Origin of the sequence: Actinoplanes xinjiangensis (assembly GCF_003148685.1) — a bacterium.
GTDB lineage: Bacteria > Actinomycetota > Actinomycetes > Mycobacteriales > Micromonosporaceae > Actinoplanes > Actinoplanes xinjiangensis.
In genome coordinates, this window is record NZ_QGGR01000013.1 from 157727 (window position 1) to 177202 (window position 19476).

The following is a 19476-nucleotide window of genomic DNA, read 5'->3' on the forward strand; positions in this document are numbered from 1 at the left end:
CAGGCAGGGGCGCCTGATATATGTCGGTGCCGATAGCCCGCAGAAGCCCGGAAAAAGAGGCCCGGAAAAAACTGTTATCCGGGTCGGCCTTTCATGGTCTGCATTTAAGGATTCGAGCAGTGGGCTTTCCATCATGCCCCTGAGCTGCGGTTGTTCTTCCTGGTATTCGATGGAGCCGACCATTGCATCAATGGGATGATTCTGCCAAGGTGTGCATTCTAAGAATGCGCCTCGAGCATTGACCGATGTCGTACCGAAGGCGAAGCCAACCCCCATGGCGACGCGGTAGACGGTGCCGGCCCGGCTCGATGAGATCCGAAGAGGCGCGGACAGACATCCCCAGCCAGGAGGACGAACCATGACGCGAGATCAGCATGAACCCGTGAGCGGTGACCCGAAGGTGCTGCGCCGCAGAGTCGTCCTGGCAGCCATGGGGGCCGTGCCGGTCGCCACGGTCGCGGCCTCGGTCATCGGGGCCACGGACGCCTCGGCCGCGGCGGCGAACATCAACCCGTCGGTGTCGCGGCAGACGATCAAGGGCTTCGGTGCGATGGCGCACGCGGCCTGGATCGGCGACCTGACCGCCGCTCAACGGACCACGGCGTTCGGCTCCGGCAACGGCCAGCTCGGGTTCTCCCTCCTGCGGATCCCGGTCGGCGAGAACCAGGCGGACTGGAGCCGTGACCTGGCGACGGCCAAACGCGCCGTCGAACTCGGCGCGACCGTCTTCGCCTCACCGTGGAACCCGCCGGCCGGCATGATCGAGACCTTCACCCGCAACGGCCAGCCCAATCAGAGGCGTCTCAAGGCCGGTTCGTACGGCGCCTACGCCGCGCACCTCAACGACTTCACCGTCCACATGCGCAACAACGGGGTGAACCTGTACGGCATCTCGGTGCAGAACGAACCCGACTACGCGTCGGAGTGGACATGGTGGACTCCCAGCGAGATGACCAGGTTCCTCCGGGAGAACGCCGGCTCGATCAGCACCAGGGTCATCGCACCCGAGTCCTTCCAGTACGTGAAGTCCGTGTCGGACCCGATCCTCAACGACCCGGCGGCGCTGGCCAACGTCGACATCATCGGAGCCCACCTCTACGGCACGCCGTACGCCAACTTCGCGTACCCTCTGTTCAAGCAGAAGGGTGCCAGCAAAGAACTCTGGATGACCGAGGTCTACTACCCCAACAGCAACACCAACTCCGGCGACGCCTGGCCCGAGGCGCTCGACATCGGCGAACACCTCCACCGCGCCATGGTCGACGCCGAGTTCCAGGCGTACGTCTGGTGGTACCTGCGGCGCAGTTACGGACCGATGCGCGAGGACGGCCAGATCAGCAAGCGCGGTGCCGTGATGGCGCAGTTCGCCAGATTCGTGCGCCCCGGATATGTGCGCATCGACGCGACGGCGAACCCGGCGTCGAACGTCTACGTCTCGGCGTACCGCGGCGGCAACACCGTCGTCATCGTCGCGGTCAACAAGAACACCTCGGCGGTGAGCCAGCAGTTCACCCTGGCCAACACCACCGCGTCCGGCAGCGTGGCGAACTGGGTGACCGACGGCGGCCGCAACGTCGCGGCCCAGAACGCGCTCACCATGTCGAACGGCTCGCTCACCGCCACCCTTCCGGCCCGCAGCGTGACGACCTTCGTGGCACCGGTGAGCGGCACCAGCACCGGCGGCAGCATCTTCAAGCTGGTCAACGTCAGCACCGGCCTGGTCGTCGGCGTGCGGGACATGTCCACCGCCGACGGGGGCCTGGCGGTGGGCTGGGGCGACACCGGCACCGCCGACCACCACTGGGCGAGGATCGCCGACGGCGACGCGTTCCGGTTCCGCAACGTCAACAGCGGCCGGGTCCTCGGCGTCGACGGCATGTCGACCGCCGACAACGCCAGGGTCCTGCAATGGGGCGACACCGGCACCGCCGACCACCGGTGGACCCTGGTGGCCAACAGCGACGGTTCCCACCGGATCCGCAACGCACACAGCGGCAAGGTCCTCACCCTGCTCAACGGCTCCAGCACCTGGGGCACCCAGGTCGTCCAGTACGCCGACAACGGCAGCGCCGGCAACAACTGGCGCCTGATCCAGGTCGGCTGACCCTCGATGGCGGGCATACCGGGGCCGGAGCTCGGCATGCCCGCCATCGGATCTTCGCCGAACCGGGGAATCGGTTTAGAAGCGGCGATCGGTGGCATTCCCTGTCCGGCGGGAGACGGCAACGGGACGGGAGAACACGGTGAACGACACCCGGGTCAGCGGCGCCTACACCTTCACCGGGCCGGCCGAGGTGGTCTTCGACGTGCTGACCGACCCGGACCGGGCCGCACGGTGGCTACCGCCGGACGTGCACCCCGAGTCGGTGACGGTCCAGCAGGTCACGGTCCGCGAGGGGACACAGCGGCAGCGGTACGGGGTGGAGATCCTCCCGGACGACCTGCGGGTCAGCTGGCACCCGCTGGACGGAACCGGTCCACGGGGCGGCGCCCGGGTCGAGGACGGCCCGTCCGGTGGCAGCGTGCTGCATGCCGAGGTCACCGCGCCGGGCGCCGACGAACAGACCGTCCAGCAGCTGCTCGACGAGGCCATGCGCAATCTCCAGCGCGATGTCAGCGACAACTTCAACGCCGGGTGACGACCCCACCGAACGGTTCATCCGGGCCTGGCCGGGGCACTGTAGAGACTTCAAGGTTAGGAGATCCCCGTGCGTGCACTCCTGGTGACACTCGGCATCGTCGCTGTCGTACTCATCGTCCTCGGTCTGGTCGTCAAGGCCGTCAAGTGGCTCATCATCCTCGGGCTGATCGCCCTGGTCGCCTCGATCGCCCTGGGCGTCATCAAGGGCCGCCGGGCTTTGCGATAACCCGACGACCACGTCCGGCTCGCGGCCCGGTCGCAGACACGCCGGATCGGCGGCATTCCGCTGCTCGCCGACCCGGCTGGGTCGCCACGATGTATCCGGCGGTGGTCACCCCCACGGCCACGCCCCAGCTGAGGAAGACCAGCAGCGTGGCGACCGTCGCCCAGCCCTCACGGATCTGCGCCCAGCTCTGCTCCCCGTCCAGCACCTGACCGGCGAACGCCCCGAAGCTCAGCACGCCGTAGGCCACCAGCGTGATCGCCACGGTCCCGGCGGGTAGCACCGCCAGCAGCCGCGGAACCCGCCGGCCGCCCAACCCCGGCAGCCATGGCGGGTACTGCTGTCCCCACCGTTGCACCAGCCCGAGCACGAGCAGCGCGGCCAGCGGCGGCACCACGGTGAGCGCCACCCCGGTCGCCGTCGACAGGTCCCCGTCGGCGCTGTGCAGCTGCTGTTCGGAGATCCCGAACGGTACGCCGAGAACCCACAGCCCGTGCGGTACGGCCCAGCCCACGATCGGCAGCGCCACCGCCACGTACGCCCAGCGTCGCGCCCATTCCGGCGCCGGCTGGTATTCGGTCGGCGCCGATCCGCGGGGCGACCCCACCGCGTGCGCCAGCCCGGCGAAGGCGATGCCACCGGCCAGCAACGCGACCCGGCCACCGAGGTCCCGCCAGTCGGTGGGCTGCCCCGCGATGCCCGCCGGAATCTCGAAGAGCAGATGCAGCGGAAAGGCCAGGATCAGCAGAATCACGGCCGCGATCCAGGTCACGGCGGCTTTCCATCGATCCGTGTACGCGATGACCACCGCGAGGGCGACGCAGAGGCCGAGCGCGCCCCACCCGGCCACGAACGGCACCGTGGCAACCTGGTCGGCGCCACACCCGCGGGCCGGATGATCTCCCAGGTCGGTCCGGTCACAGACGGTGTACCCCCACCGGCCGCCGGCGATCCAGAAGAGCCGGAGCGCCATCTCACCGGCGACGAAGACCACACAGGCTGCCGTAAAAACACGACGTAGCGACATGCGTCGATCCTGTGAGAAGCCCACTGTGAACTGACTGAGCCGCTCTCAGCCGCTTCCCAGCGCCGACGCGGGTCAGTACCGCGGCGAAGACGGGCGACCTTCGGAACTCAATCGGTGCCGTGGTCCTTCGGTGGCTGAAGCACGCAGAACTCATTGCCGTCCGGGTCGGCGAACACATGCCAGCTCCACCCGAACTCCTCGATCGGCTCGTCGGTCTCGCGCCGGGCGCCGAGCGCGACCACCCTGGCCGTCTCGCTCTCCAGGTCCGGGACGCGCAGATCGAGATGCATCCGGTTCTTCGTCACCTTCGGCTCCGCCACCTGTTGCAGCAGCAGCTCGACGCCGTTGCCGTCGGCCGGTATCAAGCTCTGATAGCGCCCCGGCGAAGCAGGCTCCGCGTGATATCCGAGCACACCGCACCAGAAGGTCGCCGACCGCTCCAGGTCGGAACAGTCCAGAACCATCGCCAACTCGACATCTGCTCACCCACCGAAGCGAGCCGGTCCGCCACTCATGACAGCACGCTACGCAGAAGTTCTCATGACGGTGACGCCACCCCCGGAACGAACGATGGGTTGATCGGCAGCCGGGCAGGGGACCGCTACTTGGCGTACAGCTCTGCCATGGTGTGGAAGGCCCGCTTCGGTTCGAGGCGACCGTCGGCCGTCACCTTGCAGACTCCGAATCCGGCCATGTCGAGGTCCAGATGCGGATCCGGGTGGTGCGGGCTGAGGTAGCTCGCGAACGTGAACCAGAACGCGGTGTCCACGCCCTCCCGGTCGAAGGCGCCGATCAGGCGGCGGAGGTAGCGGGCCGGCTCCTCCTCGTCGCGGACGTGGTCGCCGGGAATCCGGGGCGGGTCGGCGTCGTGATCGACGATGTCCCAGCCCATGCCGCCCCGGGCCGCCGCGCCCCGGTACGTGCAGCAGCCGAACTCGGTCACCGCGAGCGGTTTGCCGTGCCGAAGGAACTGCTGCACGGCCGGCCGGAAACCGGGGTCGTCGGGATCGACGTAGGCGTCGACGCCCACGATGTCGAAGGGCGCCCAGTCGAGCTCCTCCCAGGTTCCGGAGGCATAGGTGATCCTGCCCCGGAACCGTCGGCGTACGGTCGCCGCAGTGTCGGCGAGCAGCACGTTCAGGGCGGCTGAGGCGTCCGCGAGCCGGCCCACCGCCTCGGGTTCGCCACCGGCCAGGGACCTGATCCGGGCGAAGGTGTCGGCTCCGGGGAGGAAGCCCGCGTTGAAGAGGCTGATTTCGCATCCGGCGACGAAGACCGCGGCGCCGGCGGCCTCGGCCCGGTCGGCGCAGTCGGCGAAGTACGGCAGCAGCTCCTCGGCGGTCTGCTCGCAGGGGAACGGGGAGAACCAGACCTCCAGCCCGGCGTCGGCGGCGTACCCGGCCGCGACCGACAGTCGTTCGGGATCGCCGCCGGTGATCCGGACGGCGTCGCAGTGCAGGTCGTCGGCGATGATCCGCATCTCCCGCCTGACTGCGCCCGGGTGGAGGCCGGGCCGGGTGTTCCGTCCGCCGGGCGTGAATCCGGTGTCGTAGGTGATGCCCTTGGCGCGCACGAATGCTCCTTCTCGGGTTGTCGAACCGCAGACGGAACATTAGGAAGAAGGCGAAACCCGGTCCACCCCGGCGGACGGGGGAAATCGATGTCTCCGCAGTTCACCGGCGCACTCGTGATTGCAATGACGATCCGGGTGAAAGCACGCGCGTTGCAACGGGTAGCGACCGGCGCCCATACTGGCGGCCGGCGGACCGTAGGGAAGGACGCACGGCATGCCCGGACGCAGGCTGACCGGCACCGACCGGCAGCGGATCGCCGCCGGTCTGGCGCGGGGACGCGACTTCGCGGAGATCGCCGGCGAGCTCGGCCGCCCGACCTCGACGGTCAGCCGTGAGGTGGCCCGCAACGGCGGGCCGGGCCGCTACAGCGCGGAGTTGGCGCAGTTGGCCACCGTCCGTCGCGCCCGGCGCCGGCCGCCCGCCCCCGCCCGGGACGCACCCGATGCCGCCGCCGGCCCCGATCCGGACGCGCGGATCGCCCTGGTCACCGATCTCACCGCGGTACTGGTCGACACCGGCATGCCGCGCACCGCGGCCAGAGTGCTGGCCTGCCTGTTCACCGCGGAGACCGGCAGCGCCACCACCGCCGAGCTGACCGGGCAGCTGCGGGTCAGCCCGGCGACGGTCTCGCTCGCGGTCGGACTGCTGGAACAGCACGGGCTGATCCGCCGCAGCCGCGACGGCAGGAGCCGGCGTCATCGGTACTTTCTCGACGAGGACGCGGGTGTCCGGTCCGCTGTCGTCAGCGTCCGCGCCAACCAGCGACTGGCCGCGACCGTGCTGCGCGGCGCCGGCATCCTGGGGGAGGGCACCGCCGCCGGGGCCCGGCTGGCCTCGGCGGGCCGGTTCCTCGAACAGCTGGGTGACACCATCATCCGGTTCGCGGAACAGCACCGGGTGCCCGCGGGCGGCGATTGAGGCCGCGCATCGTGGCGACGAAAGCTCAGGGGGCGAATACCCGCGACGGTCGGATAGGCGGTCCCGCCGATCGAAGAGGTCGACGAGCCGCGATGGGCGGGCCCGCGGTTACGGTCGGCGCGCGGTCATCGACGCCCGTGCCGATGCCCCCGCGGGCGGCCGGGCTGGTAACCGGGCCTGTAGCCAGGCAGGGGTCAGGATGGTGTCGAAGGCGAGTTCGGCCGCCCCGCGCAGCGGGCTCGCCTCCCCGACGGTGCCCGCCAGGATGCTCGGTGGTTCGGCACGGCGGAACCGCATCAGCTTCTCCGCGCAGGACCGTTCGATCAGGTCACGGCGCAGCCGGAGCAGCTCCACGCCGAGCCCGGAAAGCGTGATCACCTCGGGGTCCAGGGCGTTGGCCAGCGCGCCGAGTCCGTGCCCCAGTGCTGCCGCGTTGTCGTCGACAGCCCGTCCGGCCCGGGCGTCGCCGGCCTCGGCGCGGGCCAGGATCTCGCGTCCCGCCTCCCGGCCGCGACCGTGACCGGCTTCCTGCCCCACGTGACGCAGCAACGCGTTGGTGCCGACCTGCAGGCTCCAGCACCCTTGAACGCCGCACCTGCACCACAGCGGGGAACCGGTCAGCGGCATGTGCCCGAACTCGCCGGCGATGTTGCCGGCACCGCGCTGCGCGTCCCCGCCCAGCAGCAGGGTCCCGCCGATGTCGAAGTCGATGTGGAAGTGCAGCGCGGTCCCGGCCCCGCGCAGGGCGCCGCGCCGGGCCTCGGCGAGCCCGGCGAGCCTGGCGTCGTTGTCCACCGTGGTGGGCCACTCGTCGCCGACGTGCTCGGCCAGGTCGACGTCGTCCCAGTCCAGGTGGGAGATGTGCAGGCGGCGGCCGTGGCGGACCGGCCCGGCCACGGCGACACCGAGCGCGGCGAGCCGGTCACCGGCGTGGCGCCGGGTGGCCGCACGGATCTCGGCGAACACCGCCGGGGTGCGGTCGTGCTCACCGGACGCCAGCTCGGTGAGCCGCCCGCCCACCTCGATGCGGGCCAGGGTCCAGGTGTCCTCGCGGAGGTCGGCGGCGATGGCGACCGGGCCGTCGGGGTGCGGCAGTAACGAGGTCGTCGGCCGCCCGCGTCCGGTGGCTCCGGCCGGGACCTCGTGCAGCAGCGCGGCCGCCTCGAGCTCTCCGACGAGCGCGGCGGCGGTGTTGCGGCCGATGCCCAGCAGCCGGGCCACCCCGGCGCGGGTGAGCGGCTCGTCAGCGTCGTGCACGGCGCGCAGCAACCTCACCAGGTTGTGGATGCGCAGATCGGCACTGGTCGTCATCGGTACCACGGCGACGATTATGGCAGATTTTGTCCTCGCCGAAAACAAAAGCTTGACCGGCACGTACGCCCGTCTTATGTTCGAGACGAGAACATAATCCTGAGCCAAGGAAAGACATGCCTCCTGACACCGCCGTCCTGCGCCGTGCCCGTACCGGCGTCTTCGGCACCTTCGCCACCTCGGGCTTCGTGATGGGCGCGTGGGCGGCCGCGCTGCCGTCCGTCGACCGCCGCCTCGACCTCGGTGAGGCACGCCTGGGCACCGTTCTGCTGCTCATCCAGGTCGTCGGACTGGTGACCATGCTGGCCGCCGGGAAGATCGCCGACCGGATCACCAGCCGGAGCCTGCTGCGCTGGACCGGGCCGGCCACCCAGCTGGTCCTCGTCGCCCCCGCCCTCGCCCCGAGCTACGAGACCCTGCTGGTCTGCGGCGCGATCTACGGGATCGGCGTCGGCTTCGTCGAGGTCGGCCTCAACGCACACTCCGTCGAGCTCGAGCGGTACTACCGGCGGCCGATCATCTCGTCGTTCCACGGTTTCTGGAGCCTGGGCGGCGCCGCGGCGGGAGCGCTCACCTCGGTCGGCCTCACCCTCGGGCTGGGCAACCAGGCCATGCTGGTCATCGCCGCCCTGGCCAGTGCCGCGGTCTTCGCGGCCTTCACCCGTCCACTGCTGCCGCCGCCCGGGCAGGCGACCGCCGACAGCACCGGTACGCCGGGCGGCCCGGTCCGGATCGGCGGGCTCGTCCTCGGTGCGATGTTCGTCCTGGGGCTCGGCGGGCACCTCGTCGAATCCGGCGCGGTCGACTGGGCCAACCTGCACGCCGCCCGGGTGCTGGACGCCGACGACGCGCTCGCGCCACTGTCGTACACCGTCTTCGCCGTCGCCATGACGATCTTCCGCCTGCTGGGCGACCCGATCCGGGCCAGGCTCGGCCCCGCCCGCACCCTGCTGGCCGCGGGCACCCTCGCCACCGCCGGCTACGCCCTCGTCCTGTCCTCGGCGGCAGCCGGTGGACTGCCCCTCGCCTGGGCCGGCTGGATTCTCGCCGGCTCCGGCATCGCGGTGATCGTGCCCGTGCTGTTCAGCGCCGTCGGCCAAGCGGGCGGCCCGCCCTCGAACGTCGCACTGATCTCGATCTCCGGCTCCGCCGGCCTGCTGGCCGGCCCTGCCGCGATCGGCTACCTCGCCGAGGCGACGAACCTGACCGCCGGTCTTCTGATCCCGGCCACACTGGCGGTCTTCATCGCCCTGGCCGGGCCGCTCACCATGCGACGGCTGCTCACGACCCGGGTGCCGGAAACCGACGGTCCCCGGCCCGGCGCTCAGTCTGACGAGATGACCGCCGGAAATCGATGACCGTCGGTACGCTCTGTCGGTTCGGGTGAGGGGCCTGGATCGGGCCGGGGAGCGGGGACGAGCCGATGACGTACGGACCACGGATGGCGGCCGACTACGATCGCGGCCGAAGTCTTCGTCCCCAGGACGTCGAGAAGTGGATGGCCGCCGCCGGCCCGTACCTGCCCCGGGCCGGCGGTCGGATCCTCGACCTCGGTGCCGGTACGGGGAGGTTCAGCGACGCCCTCGCCCGGTTCCGCGGTGCAGGCGTCGTCGCCTGTGAGCCGTCGGCAGCCATGCGAGCGACCTTCCGCTCGACCTTCCCGCGCGCCGTGGTGGTCGGCGGTGCCGCTGAGGCGATGCCTTTCGTCGCCGGCGCCTTCGACGCGGTGTGGGCTTCCCAGGTCCTCCATCATGTGAGAGACCTGCCGGCGTTCGCTGCCGGTCTGCGTCATGTCGTGCGGCCATCGGGTCACCTGTTGATCCGTGGAGCCTTCGGGCCGGTGCAGGACCTTGTGCTGTACGGATACTTCCCGCTCGCGTGGGCGGAGGGCAGCGCGGCGCGTCTCACGTTGGAGCGGGTGACCGGCGTGCTGAACGACGCGGATTTCGCGATGGTCGACCACGTCCAGGTCGAGCAGATCTTCGCTGAGAACGCCGGCGAATTGGTGGAGAAGGTGCAGACCCGGTCACTGAGTCCTCTCGCCGAACTGCCGGACCAGGCGTTCGAGGAAGGGCTCTCGGCTCTGCGGAGAGACGCTGATCGTGGGCGCATCGCCGCACCGATCGTCGATCGGCTGGATCTCGTCGTCTTCCGTGCGCCGCCGCGGCCTCCGCCGGGTCAGGGACCGCTTTGACCATCACAGCAGGCTTCCGGCCGGCCGGGATCCCGGCGTTCTCCACGCCGGCAGGATGCGGCGGCGGTGCGGTCATCGACCGCACCGCCGCCGACCTGAGACAGACGGTCCCGCCGGTCAGAGGTACGGGCTCTGGGTCAGCAGGTGGGCCTTGTAGCCCTCACCGACGCCGGGTTCGGGTGTGCCGGACCAGTCCTTGATGAGTACGGCGCCGCCGGTGCAGCCCCACGGGTTCCAGGTCCAGGCGAGATACCCCATGTCGTGGGCGTCGGCCCAGTTCACCAGCCGCTGCATGTAGTCGAAGGCGCAGTCGTCCTGGCCGAACTCACCGACGACCACCGGTACCTGTTGCGCCAGCGGAGCGATCTGGGTGTCCCAGCACGATTCGTTCGCGCAGGCGTTGAAGCTGTACGCGTGCCACGAGGCGACGATGTTGCCGAGCGGGTCGACCGGCTTGTGGGTCAGCCATTCCCGCATGTCGTTGGTCCATTCGAGGCCGCCGACCATCAGCATGTTGGTGGCGCCGGTGGCGCGGACCGCGTCGACCAGATCCTGCATGCCGGCCACCTCGTAGTCGAGGCCGGGGCAGGTGCCGCCGTCGCGCAGGCACTGCCAGCCGGACGTCTTGTTCCAGTTGTCGGCGATCTCCGGATACGGCTCGTTGAACAGGTCGAAGACGACCGCGTCGTTGCCCTTGAACGTGCTCGCCACACCGGTCCAGAACTGCGGGGCGTATCGGGCGTCGGGTACCGGCTTCTGGCAGGTCGCGTGCTCGTCGGTGCAGTGCCAGTCCGGGCCCGTGGCGTAGGCGCCCCACGTCCAGTGCAGGTCGAGGATGACGTTGATGCCGTTGGCGACCAGCAGGTCCACGTAGTCCTTGACGCCGCGCTGGTATTCGGCGCCGCTGGGGGAGCCGTTGACGCCCAGCCAGCACTCCTCGTTCAGCGGGAGGCGTACGGTGCGGATGTTCCAGGTCTTCATCGCGTCGACCGACGCCTGATCGACCGGACCGGAGTCCCAGAGTCCCTTGCCCTGCACGCAGGCGAACTCGCCGCTGGAGCGGCTCACGCCGAGCAGCCGGTAGGCCCGGCCGTCCGTGGTGACGATCCGGTTGCCCGAAACCTTGAGCTCCGGGGCGGGTCCCTCGGCCGGCGGCGTGCTCGGCGGGACGGACGGTGACTGCGACGGTGACGGGTTCACCGAGCCCGTACACGGGGCGCCGTTGAGGGTGAAGGAGGCCGGTTGCGGGTTCGTCCCGCTCCACGCGCCGAGGAAGCCGATCGAGGTGGACGCACCCGTGCCGAGCGATCCGTTCCAGCTCGCACCGGCCGCCGTGACGCGGGTGCCGGACTGCTCCCAGGAGGCGCTCCAGCCCTGCGTGACCTTCTGCCCGGTGTCCGGGAAGTCGAAGGCCAGCGTCCAGCCGGTGATGGCCGATCCGAGATTCGTGATGCCGACGTTCGCGGTGAATCCGCCGGTCCACTGGCTCTGCACCGTGTAGGTGACCGAGCATCCGGTGGTGTCGGCCGCCGCGGGGAGGGTGGCCGTGGCCACGGTGCCCGCCACGAGGGCCGCGGCGGCGCCGGCGGCGGGCAGTATGCGTCGAAGTCTCATCGGCCGACCTCCGGCACGTTGAAGGATGTCGATATGGGAGCGCTCCCGCCAACTTAGGTAAGCTATCTACCAAAGTCAATGGACCAGTCCGCGGGGGAGCCCCGTAGGGTGACCGGGAGGCAGAGGTTCCGGACGGGGAGGGTGCATGCCGACCAGCCCGGTCTGGGGCAGCAGGTCGAAGACACGCCGGATGGTGCTCGACCTGATCAGGGCCGCCGGCACGATCAGCCGCGTCGAACTCGCCACCTCCTCCGGCCTGACCCCGCCGACGATCTCCGACGTGGTCCGCGACCTGATCCTCGAAGGGCTGGTCGTCGAGGCGGGGCGGGGCGCGTCGACCGGCGGCAAGCCACCGACGCTGCTGCGGCTGAACCCGGCCGCCCGGTACAGCGTCGGGGTGCTGCTCGAACGCAACGCCTGCGTCATCGTGGTGATCGACCTGACGGGGCGCCAGGTCGGCCGGACCTCGTTCCACGGCACCGCGCAGATGCCGCCGGAACAGGCACTGCCGTTCCTGGCCGACCGGGTGACCGCCCTCCTGGACACGGCGGGCGTCGCGCGTGACCGGGTGCTCGGCATCGGTTTGGTCAGCCACGGCCCGCAGGACCGGCCCGCCGGCCGGCTGCTGACCCCGCAACCCACCGGCACGTGGTACGGCTACCCGGTCGGCCCCCGGCTCGCCGAGATCCTCGGCGTGCCCGTCCTGCTCGACAACGACGCCGCCGCCGCCGCGATCGGCGAGTACTGGCTGGGCGCGGTCGACCCACGAAGCACCTACGGCTGTCTCTACATGTCCACCGGGATCGGTGGCGGCGTCGTCGTGGCCGGCGAGGTGTACCGCGGCAGTTCCTCCAACAGCGTGGAGATCGGCCACATCTCCGTCGACGTCCACGGGGACGAGTGCCCCTGCGGCAACCGCGGCTGCCTGGAGAACTACGCGGGGCCGGCGGTCGTGGTCCGGCAGGCGCTGGCGATCCCCGCGCTCGCCGGCCGGTTGGCGCTCGACCCGGACGGCACGGACTTCCTCACCGGCTTCACCCGCATCGCGGCCGCCGCGAACGGCGGCGACACGCAGGCGCGGCACCTCATCGACCAGTCGGCGCGGTATCTGGGTCACGCCGCGGTGACCATCACCGCCCTGTTCGACCTGGACACCATCGTTCTCGCCGGGCCCAGCTTCGCCGTGGCGGGCCCGATCTACCGGACCCGGCTCCAGCAGGAGGTGAACCGGCGCAGTTTCGCCCGCCGGGCACATCCGGTGCGGGTCGTGCTGTCGGTCAGCGGCTCGGACGCGGCGGCGATCGGTGGAGCCGTGCTCGTGCTGCAGAGCGAACTTGCCGGCAACCGGCCCACCGAACCGCGCGGCACCGTCGCGAGCCGGGCGACGATCTCCCGGTGAGGCGGCGGCGGTCGCCAAGGTTTCCTACACGAGGTGCTGCCGCAGGGCCCGCATGACGTCGGCGGCGCCCTCGTCGAGAACGGCGATCTCCGCTTCGCTGAAGTGCCGTGGGGTGACGTCGACGACGCAGTGCGCCCCGAGGACATGGCCGCTGTCGTCGATCAATGGCACTCCGGCGTAACTGCGCAGGCCCGCCATGGCGAGGATGGGATTGTCCGCGTGCAGCGGATCGGTGGTGTTGTCGGTGACGCGGTACGACCTGCCGGCGAGAACGGTCCGGGTGCACAGCGACCATTCCGCCGGGGTCCCGTCGATCTCGGTGCCGGTGTCCGGGAGGCCGTGCCGGCCGATGACGAGCTGTGCGCTGTCGAGCAGGATCGACACCATCGACACGGGTGCGTGCAGCCGGCCGGCGCTGTGGGCGGCGATGCGGTCCAGGTCGGTACGCAGACCGGGGTGGAACAGGTCGTACCCGGCGAGACGTTGCATCCGACCCGGTTCGCCCAGCCGGTCGAAGAGTTCGGTGTTCGTCATGGCGGTCATGCGGTGCTCCCGGTGATGGCGTGAGCGGCGGCGAGTTCGGTGTACGAGGTCATCCGGATCCGTAGGGCCTGGGCGCACAGCCTGCTGACCGGGTCGAGGGTCGTCATCGCTTCGAGCAGGCGCAGCAGGGCCGGTTCGTCGGTCTCTTCCCCGGTGAGGTGGGCCGCGGCGATCAGCCGGGCCCAGGTCGAGCGGCCGGTGTGGCCGTGCACGCGGTGCATGGCCTCGCGGGCGTCGGTCATGGTGGGGCGTCGCAGGCCGTAGACGACGCTGTCTGACGGTGGTGAGGTCACGCGATCTCCAAGAAGACGGCACCGACACCGGTTCGTTGCGGGCGGTCGGTGCGAGGTCGGTGGCGGGAACTGCCGATCGACGGCCCGCACTCTCCCGATCGGCTCCGGCATGGTTCTGCTGAGCCGCTGTGCCGTGAATTCGGGGTGGCCCGTGGCGGCACCGCCGCCCGGCCGGACGGGCGCGGGTGCCGGTGCCGCCGACGGCGGACGGGCCCGCGTCGACGGGGCGGCGACGTGGGGGGACGTGGGCCACGGTGCGTGCGCGCGTGCGCTACGGTGAGCGCCGGTGCGCCGGGAAGTCTGGTCGGCATGACGCTGTTCGCCGCCGTCTTCCGGGAGCCACCATGATCATTTCAATTCTGCTCGCCGTCGCCGGTCTGGTGCTGCTCACCGTGGCCGCCGACCACCTCGTTCTGGGCTCGTCCCGGATGGCCGCCCGCCTGCGCATCAGCCCGGTCGTCGTCGGCGTCGTGGTGATCGGCCTGGGCACCTCCGCGCCGGAGTTCCTCGTGTCGGGCCTGGCGGCGGCCCGTGGCGACACGGGGATCGCCCTGGGCAACATCACCGGCTCCAACATTCTCAACCTCACCCTCATCCTGGGCGTCGCCGCGCTCATCGCCAAGGTCGCGGTCGCCTCGACGGTCATCCGCCGCGAGGTGCCCCTCGCCGTCGCCGGGGTGGTCCTGTTCGCCGCGGCGGCCTGGGCCGGGCTCACGGTGATCGCCGCTGTCGCCCTCCTGGCCGCCGCCGTCGGCACCCTGTGGCTGCTGGTGCGGTGGGCCGGGCAGGGCCGTAACACCGAACTGGCCGAGGAGACCAGGGAGTACGTCGCCGGCGACGGTGTGACCGAACCCGCCACGACGCACTCCGGCGGCGGTCGCCGAACGGCCGCCTGGCGCGAGCCGGTCCGGGCCCTGCTCGGCCTGGCCGGCGTCCTGGCCGGCGCACAGTTGCTGGTCGTCAACGCCTCATCGATCGCCACCGCACTGGGCGTGCCGTCGTTGATCATCGGATTCACGCTGGTCGCGCTCGGTACGTCCCTGCCGGAATTGGTGACCACCGTTCAGGCGCAGCGGCGCGGCGAGTCGGATCTGGTGGTCGGGAACCTGTTCGGGTCGAACCTGTTCAACAGCCTGCTCGGCGGCGCGGTGATCGGGTTCGCCGCCCCGGGCCCCGTCCCGGCTGCGAGCGGCCTGCTGCTGGTCATGGTCGTGACCACCGTCCTCGCCTGGGGCCTGTTGGGGCGTGGGCTGGTCCTGACCCGCGGGGAGGGCGCGGTGCTGCTCGCGACATACCTGGCGAGCATGCCGCTGGTGCTGTCGCTGTGAGCCGGACCCGGCGATCACCGGATCCCGGAAGGGAGGCCTGTTTCAGCTGAGGCGATGCCCGACGAGGGCGAGACACTGGATCGCGGCCAGGCCGTACTGGGCGGAGGCGTTGGCCGACAGGGCCGCCGCCTCGTCGATCGGTTTGAGGACCCCGGGCCCCTGCACCCGGGTGGCTTGGAACGACATGGTGCGCGGATAGCCGGCATGTCCGGTGTGGAACTCGCGCCAGGCACGGTCGGCCAGCGCCGTGTCGCCGAGCTTCGCGGCCGCGTACGCGGTCAGGCGGGAGTGGGCCTGGCGCAGGTTCAGGCTGCCGAACGACTGGCCGGTCTCGGCGATCTGTTCGGCGGCGGTGCCGTTGTAGAGGCGGCAGTATTGCAGCCATGCGGCGGTCAGGGCGGGGTCCCCGGTCAGGCCGATCAACTCACTGCACAATTCCACCAGGCCGAAGACGGCACCCAGGGAGCCGACGCTGACCGCCGGTGCGGCCGGGGCGAACGTGCCGTCGGCCAGGTCGTACAGGCCGCTGCCCTGGAGGAAGCCGTGGGGCATGGCGGCGATGGTACGGGCGCCGTTGAGTAGCTTCTCGCGGGCGATCGGGTCGCCGCCGCGTTCCCATTCGGTGAGCCAGGCCAGCGCCATCGAGCCCCAGTCGGTGCCGGTGCCCACGCCGAGTGCGTGCGGGTCCGGGGTGTACGGCCCGGTGCGGATCTTGCGGATCGGGTCGAGGACGAGGAACGTCCGGTCCGAGTCGACCAGGTCGCGCATCAGGTCGCCGACGCGTTCGTCGGCGGTCAGGAAGTAGTAGATGCGGCGGTAGCCGGCGTTGCTGATGCGCACCTGTTTGGCGCTGTCGGCCCAGTGCTGCACGCCGTGTCGGGTGCCCAGATCGCGGTACCTGCCGAGGTGGTAGACGTCGACCTCGCCGGTGTGGCGGGTCATCGCCTCGGCGAAGCGGAACGCCTCCGCCCGGCCGGTGCGCAGGTAGTGGTACCAGAGCCACAGGTCGGTGGAGAGTTCGGAGTTGTCCCAGGCGTACCCGCCGACGTCGTAACGCCACACGTGCCGGTCCGGGTCGTAGCTGTGCATGATGTCGCCGTAGTCCCAGAAGCCGTACCAGGAGCGTTGCTCGACCTCCTTGCGGTGGTGGTCGAAGAGGAAGTCGAGGCGGTCCTCGATCTCGGTGCGCGCCGGAGTGGAGCGGTCGGCCGGCGTCCAGTCGCCGAAGACCCCGGCGGCGTGCAGGTGCTGGGGCGCGGCGACGAGCAGTGGCGGGACGCGTACCGCCTCGGTCATGGCGGCGAAGGCGGTCGCCGGCGGGGTGGCCTCCAGCGCCCAGATCATCAGCTCGGTGGTGCGGGCGACGCCGTACGGGGAGCCGAAGCCCGGCTCGTAGTCCTCGTACGTGATCTCCAGGCCTTCCAGCTGTTCCGGGTAGGTGTCCTGGCCCATGCCGTCGTGATAGAAGCGCAGGTCCATCGGCGGCGCGTCGGGTGCCCACCACCAGATCGTGGCCTGCGCGGTGTCGGTGGCGGCGTTGCGGATGTCGAGCTGGGCCGGGTGCAGCTGCCAGAAGTTGCGCATCCCGAGCGCGAGACCGCCGCCCGGGCCGCCGACGTAGGCCAGACCTCCGGCGCGGGTGCCGGCGTCGACCGGGATCCAGCCGTGTCCGGGGCGGGTGCGTTTGCGGATCTGGAACCCGTCGGCGGAGAGCTGCCGCAGGGTGTAGTCACCGAACGTGGGGATGTACTGAAGGCGGCTCGTCACCCGGGTGTCCCACGTGGACGGCGGCGGGGTGGGCGTGCCGGCCACCTGGGCGGCCCGAACGGCGGCACCGGGGTCACGGCGCAGGCCGGTGATCCCGCGGACCGCCTCGGCGAGCACGCCGTCACCGGTCCCGGCGAACCGGACGTGCCGGTCGTGCGGCTCGTCGCGCATCGGCACCTGGAACCGCAGTCCGAGCCCGGCGATGAAGTCCTTCTTCGCGTTGCCGTCGTAGACGAACGAGTGCACGACACGGATGCCGTCGCTGCCGGCGTAGAAGTAGAAACGTACGTCGAAGGGGAGCCAGCGGCGCGTACCCCTGCGGTGTCTGCCGCGAAGACGGACGACGGCCCGGACCGGACCGCGTTGCTCGACCGTCACGGTCTCGACCTGGCCGGTGAACCGGTCGCGCCGGACGCCGCCCTCCTCGTCGTCGACCGCGTCGTCGCCGCGCAGGCAGACGAGTTCACCGTCGCGGGCGATGACGGTGCCGCCGCGGCTGATGCTGCGTACCAGCGCGGCGCCCTTCTTCGGTAGGACACAGGTGATGGCACCGGTGTCGACGACGACCCGGTCCCGGCTGTCGGCGACCGTCACCGCGGTGGACGGTACCGCGGCGGTGCCGAGGGCGAGCCGGTATCGCGGTGCCGCGGGAACGCCGGCGCCGATCGCGTGGGCCGACCATTTCAGGGAGCCGTCCGGCCAGAATCCGGTGGCCCAGGTCTGTACCGGTACCGGGGTGCCGTCGGCGGTGGACAGGGCGAACGTCTGGTCGCGGTCGACGGTGCCCTTCGGCCAGGGCACGCCGAAGGTGGTGCCGGCGGCGAGCACGCCGGGAGTGATCTCCTCCAGCCAGGTCAACGGGATCTCGTCGGGGGCCGGGGCGAGGGTGACGGGTCCGGGCGCGGCGTGCGCGGTGGCGGGGGAGTGCGCGGTACCGAGGAGCCCCGCGGCGGCACCGGTGGCCGTGCCGCGCAACAGGGTACGTCGGGAGAGGGGAGACATCCGGCTCCTATCGGGTGGCCTGCTTCTCTTTGGCGAGTTCTTCGGCGGCGCGGTCGCCGCCGGCCTTCTTCCACTGGGTGATGACCTCCGGCCACGAGGAGAGCGGGCGGCGGCCGAAGACGACGGCGGCGATGCCGTCGCCGATGATCTGGTTGAGCTGCGCGCCGCGGGCGACCTCGGTGGCCGAGCGCAGTCCGACGGCGGGATTCGCGACGCTCTTCGGCAGGCCGGCCCGCTGCCAGTCGTACGCGGCCTGCGCCTGTTTCGGATAGCCCGGCAGGTAGAGCACCGACGGAGCCACCCCGAGGTACTTGATGGGCAGCAGCGAGTTGTTCTCGGTGTCGTAGAGCGGGAGGGTCTTCACACCGTCGGCGTCCCTGGTGAAGTGTTTTCCCTCGACGCCGTAGTTGGCCAGTTCGTACTCGGTGGTGCCGAACGGGGCGCTCAGGTGGTTCACGACCCGCAGCAGGAGTTTGATGCGGGCGTCGTCGGCCTTCTTGAACGCCACGAAACCGAAGAGCCCCGGGCCCTGCCAGGGGGTGGGTTCGGCACCGTACGGGCGGCCGAGGCCGAGTTCGAAGCGGTTGCCGATGGAGGTGAGCGTCTGGAGGTTGAGGGCGCCGAAGCCGTCGTTCATCGACGCCACCGCGCCGTTGTGGAAGTGGGCCTTGAGATCGGTGGAGCTGGCGGTGAGGCTGTCCGGGAAGTGGGTGCGCGCGGCGACGAGCCGGCTCATCACGTCGAGGGCCTCGGTGAACTGCGGCGTGGTGATGGTGCTGGTGAACGCGCCGCCGGTCTCCGCCCAGCCGTTCGGGGCGCCCAGCGACCCGGCGTGGTAGGTGATGCCCCCGAGCCCGGTGAACAGCGTCTTGAACCAGCCGACGCCCCACTTGCGGGGCCCGGTGAGTTGCTTCATGGCGTCGATGTACTGCTCGCGGTTCCAGTCCAGCGCGATGCCGGCCCGGTCCATCACGGTGCGGTTGACGAACAGGCTGTTCGCGGGTTTCGGCCGTTCGAGGGGTACACCGTGGATCCGGCCGCCGACGCGGCCCATGCCCTGCCACGCGTACGGCGGGATGTTCGCCAAGTTCGGATAGTCCTTGACCGCGTCGCCGCTGAGGTGGGCGGACAGGTCGGCGCAGCGGGCCTGCACGAACTCCAGCGCGTTGGGCAGGGCCAGGTTGGTGAACATGATGATGTCGGGCAGATCGTCCGTGCCGGCCATCAGGGTGGTCATCTTCTGGCCGTACTCGGGATCGGGCACCACGATCAGGTCGAGGTCGACGTTGAGTGCCTTGTTGACGGCCTGCCAGAGCTGGTTGGCCTCGACGGGTCGCGGTGGTGCCCCGAACGTGACGACCATGGCGGTCACCTTCGAACCGTCGCCGACGGTGTCGGTGACCGACCGGGTGAGCTTCTGCGGATAGGTGAGGTAGAGCGGCTGGACGCCGGTGTCGTCGCCGGGCGCGTCCGGGGCCGGCCCCGGGAAGGGCACGTGGGTGGGCCACGGCGCGAGGTCCTTGCCGGCGTTGGAGACGTCGCCGCGGCCACCGCCGCCTCCGCCGCAGCCGCTGAGCAGGCCGGCGCCGGCGAGGGTGAGCAGTGTCCGGCGCTTGATGGGGGACGACACGGTCATCGCCTC

17 protein-coding genes are annotated in these 19476 nt (G+C 70.8%); 8 read left to right on the plus strand and 9 right to left on the minus strand.

The features are described from left to right. Positions 1-382 precede the first annotated feature (382 nt). From xynC to BC793_RS50320, 3 genes are all read left to right on the plus strand, one after another. Positions 383-2104, plus strand: a complete 1722-nt coding sequence (gene xynC / locus BC793_RS27545; protein ID WP_275416264.1) for a glucuronoarabinoxylan endo-1,4-beta-xylanase XynC — start codon at positions 383-385, stop codon at positions 2102-2104. 91 nt (positions 2105-2195) lie between these two features. After that, positions 2196-2639: an SRPBCC family protein gene (locus BC793_RS27550; RefSeq protein WP_146246475.1), complete on the plus strand. Its 444-nt coding sequence runs from the start codon at positions 2196-2198 to the stop codon at positions 2637-2639. A 69-nt stretch (positions 2640-2708) separates the two neighbouring features. Next, positions 2709-2867, plus strand: a complete 159-nt coding sequence (locus tag BC793_RS50320; protein ID WP_170167276.1) for a hypothetical protein — start codon at positions 2709-2711, stop codon at positions 2865-2867. On the opposite strand, the gene BC793_RS27555 is transcribed toward BC793_RS50320, so the two are convergent. The 3 genes from BC793_RS27555 to BC793_RS27565 all read right to left on the minus strand — a co-directional run bounded on the left by BC793_RS27555 (position 2842) and on the right by BC793_RS27565 (position 5464). After that, on the minus strand, positions 2842-3891 hold the full coding sequence (locus BC793_RS27555) for a hypothetical protein (RefSeq protein WP_146246476.1): 1050 nt from the start codon (positions 3889-3891) through the stop codon (positions 2842-2844). The two genes, BC793_RS50320 and BC793_RS27555, sit on opposite strands and share 26 nt — an antisense overlap. Before the next feature lie 107 nt (positions 3892-3998). Continuing rightward, on the minus strand, positions 3999-4355 hold the full coding sequence (locus tag BC793_RS27560; RefSeq protein ID WP_109597227.1) for a VOC family protein: 357 nt from the start codon (positions 4353-4355) through the stop codon (positions 3999-4001). Positions 4356-4492: 137 nt separating this feature from the next. After that, positions 4493-5464: a glycoside hydrolase family 113 protein gene (locus BC793_RS27565; RefSeq protein ID WP_109597228.1), complete on the minus strand. Its 972-nt coding sequence runs from the start codon at positions 5462-5464 to the stop codon at positions 4493-4495. A gap of 214 nt (positions 5465-5678) precedes the next feature. Here BC793_RS27565 and BC793_RS27570 point away from each other — a divergent pair, with 214 nt between their 5' ends. Further along, a complete protein-coding gene (locus tag BC793_RS27570; protein WP_109597229.1) occupies positions 5679-6383 on the plus strand; it encodes a helix-turn-helix domain-containing protein in 705 nt (234 codons plus the stop codon). 108 nt (positions 6384-6491) lie between these two features. Here the strand turns inward: BC793_RS27570 and BC793_RS27575 are convergent, their stop codons facing one another. After that, positions 6492-7694 (minus strand): ROK family protein, encoded by a 1203-nt coding sequence (locus tag BC793_RS27575; RefSeq protein WP_109597230.1) that lies wholly within the window; start codon positions 7692-7694, stop codon positions 6492-6494. 116 nt (positions 7695-7810) lie between these two features. Here BC793_RS27575 and BC793_RS27580 point away from each other — a divergent pair, with 116 nt between their 5' ends. Together BC793_RS27580 and BC793_RS27585 are read left to right on the plus strand one after the other, a co-directional pair. Next, the gene (locus tag BC793_RS27580) at positions 7811-9052 is read left to right on the plus strand and encodes an MFS transporter (protein ID WP_109597231.1); all 1242 of its coding nucleotides are present in this window, start codon (positions 7811-7813) and stop codon (positions 9050-9052) included. Between the two features lie 65 nt (positions 9053-9117). Next, complete coding sequence (locus BC793_RS27585) at positions 9118-9888, plus strand: class I SAM-dependent methyltransferase (RefSeq protein WP_109597232.1); 771 nt, start codon at positions 9118-9120, stop codon at positions 9886-9888. Between the two features lie 117 nt (positions 9889-10005). Here BC793_RS27585 and BC793_RS27590 read toward each other — a convergent pair whose 3' ends face one another. Next, positions 10006-11502 (minus strand): cellulase family glycosylhydrolase, encoded by a 1497-nt coding sequence (locus BC793_RS27590; protein WP_109597233.1) that lies wholly within the window; start codon positions 11500-11502, stop codon positions 10006-10008. 145 nt (positions 11503-11647) lie between these two features. Here BC793_RS27590 and BC793_RS27595 point away from each other — a divergent pair, with 145 nt between their 5' ends. After that, positions 11648-12901, plus strand: a complete 1254-nt coding sequence (locus BC793_RS27595; protein WP_109597234.1) for an ROK family transcriptional regulator — start codon at positions 11648-11650, stop codon at positions 12899-12901. Positions 12902-12925: 24 nt separating this feature from the next. Here BC793_RS27595 and BC793_RS27600 read toward each other — a convergent pair whose 3' ends face one another. Beyond that, a complete protein-coding gene (locus BC793_RS27600) occupies positions 12926-13444 on the minus strand; it encodes a GAF domain-containing protein (protein ID WP_109597235.1) in 519 nt (172 codons plus the stop codon). After that, positions 13441-13737 (minus strand): hypothetical protein, encoded by a 297-nt coding sequence (locus BC793_RS27605; protein WP_239170365.1) that lies wholly within the window; start codon positions 13735-13737, stop codon positions 13441-13443. Before BC793_RS27605 ends, BC793_RS27600 begins: the two co-directional genes overlap by 4 nt. 344 nt (positions 13738-14081) lie before the next feature. Between BC793_RS27605 and BC793_RS27610 the strand changes: the two genes are divergently transcribed. Continuing rightward, positions 14082-15065 (plus strand): calcium/sodium antiporter, encoded by a 984-nt coding sequence (locus BC793_RS27610; protein WP_109597236.1) that lies wholly within the window; start codon positions 14082-14084, stop codon positions 15063-15065. Between the two features lie 42 nt (positions 15066-15107). On the opposite strand, the gene BC793_RS27615 is transcribed toward BC793_RS27610, so the two are convergent. Both BC793_RS27615 and BC793_RS27620 read right to left on the minus strand, forming a co-directional pair. Then, entirely contained in the window at positions 15108-17834 is a 2727-nt protein-coding gene (locus tag BC793_RS27615) for an exo-rhamnogalacturonan lyase family protein (protein ID WP_109597237.1), read from the minus strand. Positions 17835-17841: 7 nt separating this feature from the next. Beyond that, entirely contained in the window at positions 17842-19470 is a 1629-nt protein-coding gene (locus BC793_RS27620; RefSeq protein ID WP_109597238.1) for an extracellular solute-binding protein, read from the minus strand. Between the last annotated feature and the right edge of the window lie 6 nt (positions 19471-19476).

What these genes read in the sequence shown, in the direction of transcription:
- BC793_RS27555 (WP_146246476.1), bottom strand. Translation starts at nt 3,891, where the DNA reads ATGTCGCTACGTCGTGTTTTTACGGCAGCCTGTGTGGTCTTCGTCGCC.
- BC793_RS27560 (WP_109597227.1), bottom strand. Translation starts at nt 4,355, where the DNA reads ATGGTTCTGGACTGTTCCGACCTGGAGCGGTCGGCGACCTTCTGGTGC.
- BC793_RS27570 (WP_109597229.1), top strand. Translation starts at nt 5,679, where the DNA reads ATGCCCGGACGCAGGCTGACCGGCACCGACCGGCAGCGGATCGCCGCC.
- BC793_RS27575 (WP_109597230.1), bottom strand. Translation starts at nt 7,694, where the DNA reads ATGACGACCAGTGCCGATCTGCGCATCCACAACCTGGTGAGGTTGCTG.
- BC793_RS27580 (WP_109597231.1), top strand. Translation starts at nt 7,811, where the DNA reads ATGCCTCCTGACACCGCCGTCCTGCGCCGTGCCCGTACCGGCGTCTTC.
- BC793_RS27585 (WP_109597232.1), top strand. Translation starts at nt 9,118, where the DNA reads ATGACGTACGGACCACGGATGGCGGCCGACTACGATCGCGGCCGAAGT.
- BC793_RS27590 (WP_109597233.1), bottom strand. Translation starts at nt 11,502, where the DNA reads ATGAGACTTCGACGCATACTGCCCGCCGCCGGCGCCGCCGCGGCCCTC.
- BC793_RS27595 (WP_109597234.1), top strand. Translation starts at nt 11,648, where the DNA reads ATGCCGACCAGCCCGGTCTGGGGCAGCAGGTCGAAGACACGCCGGATG.
- BC793_RS27600 (WP_109597235.1), bottom strand. Translation starts at nt 13,444, where the DNA reads ATGACCGCCATGACGAACACCGAACTCTTCGACCGGCTGGGCGAACCG.
- BC793_RS27610 (WP_109597236.1), top strand. Translation starts at nt 14,082, where the DNA reads ATGATCATTTCAATTCTGCTCGCCGTCGCCGGTCTGGTGCTGCTCACC.
- BC793_RS27615 (WP_109597237.1), bottom strand. Translation starts at nt 17,834, where the DNA reads ATGTCTCCCCTCTCCCGACGTACCCTGTTGCGCGGCACGGCCACCGGT.
- BC793_RS27620 (WP_109597238.1), bottom strand. Translation starts at nt 19,470, where the DNA reads ATGACCGTGTCGTCCCCCATCAAGCGCCGGACACTGCTCACCCTCGCC.